This is a genomic window from Cereibacter changlensis JA139 (genome assembly GCF_003034985.1).
GTDB classification, from domain to species: Bacteria; Pseudomonadota; Alphaproteobacteria; order Rhodobacterales; family Rhodobacteraceae; genus Cereibacter; species Cereibacter changlensis.
The window spans coordinates 1-1,008 of the sequence record NZ_PZKG01000369.1 but is presented as its reverse complement, the minus strand read 5'-3'; the positions used below and the strand labels follow the sequence as shown (position 1 = coordinate 1,008).

The following is a 1,008-nucleotide window of genomic DNA, read 5'->3' as shown; positions in this document are numbered from 1 at the left end:
AGCATCCGTTCCGCGCGGCCCAGCAAGGGAGATGCCCTGGCGACGAGCCCGGCGAAGTCCCCCCGCGCAACCGACCGGCTTGCGATGAAGCGAGGAAGCCATGGCGACTGTCCAAGCATCATCTGCGCTGACAGATAGACCAGTGGCAGACCCAGGATGCCGGAGGTTCCGGGTGGCATCGGCAATACGTTGGGGAGTGCGAACAGCAGAAGAAGCGCGCCGAAGGCCCGTGCATCCATGACCTTCACCAAGTCGGACACGGAGACACGGTCGCGGTTCGTATCTGCCGCCACCTCCTCCAGCATTCGTGACAGGCGCTTTCGGGGCGGCCTTGCCCGCGGTTCTGGGCCCGAGAGGCCGGACGGGGCTGCGCCCTCAGGATCGTGCAGGGGAGGCGGTGAGCTCTGCATTCGGTCCTGCGGATTGAGTGTGATGCCGGCGCTGAGAATGAAGGCGCCGGCCCCAAGAATAAGACTTTTGAGCCGTTACATTTCCGCGTCGTCCCAGCCCGCGTCCTCGGCAATATCGTCCCCGGCATCCGCTGGCGGCTCCGCCGCCTCCGCTGCCCCGCCGCCGAACAAGCCGCCGAGTGCATTGCCAAGCATCAGGCCGCCGGCGACGCCCATTGCGGTTTGCGCCGCTCCCGCCAGAAAACCGCCGCCGGCGCGAGGTTGCGCACCACGGGTGTCGCCGGATGCCGATCGCTGCCAGGGGCTGGAACCTGAGCCAGACTGCCCGTGGGTTGAGAACGGGCTGGCGCTGCGCGAGTTGCGCGCTGCTGCAAGCTCCGTCTCCAGCGCAGCAATACGGGACTGGGCTTCCTGCAGAGCCCCCTCCTGCACGACGATGGTCTGCGCCATGTAATAGGGCGCGCCGGGCTGGCGCGTGATCGCGTCTCGGATGAACGCCTCGGCCTGCGGATCGCGTGCCGCGGCCTGCTGCTCCACGCTGCGAAGCTTGCTGAACAGACCCTCAATCGCCTGCTTGTCATTCTGGTCCATTGTCATG

Annotated in this window: 2 protein-coding genes; both read right to left on the bottom strand. The window is 66.8% G+C overall.

Annotated elements, in window-relative coordinates; genetic code table 11:
* Positions 1-305 (bottom strand): exopolysaccharide biosynthesis protein (locus C5F48_RS24120; RefSeq protein ID WP_258186596.1); only part of this gene is annotated, 305 nt, incomplete at its 3' end.
* Between the two features lie 180 nt (positions 306-485).
* The coding region (locus C5F48_RS24115) for a DUF2076 domain-containing protein (RefSeq protein WP_258186595.1) at positions 486-1,008 on the bottom strand (523 nt) is incomplete at its 5' end.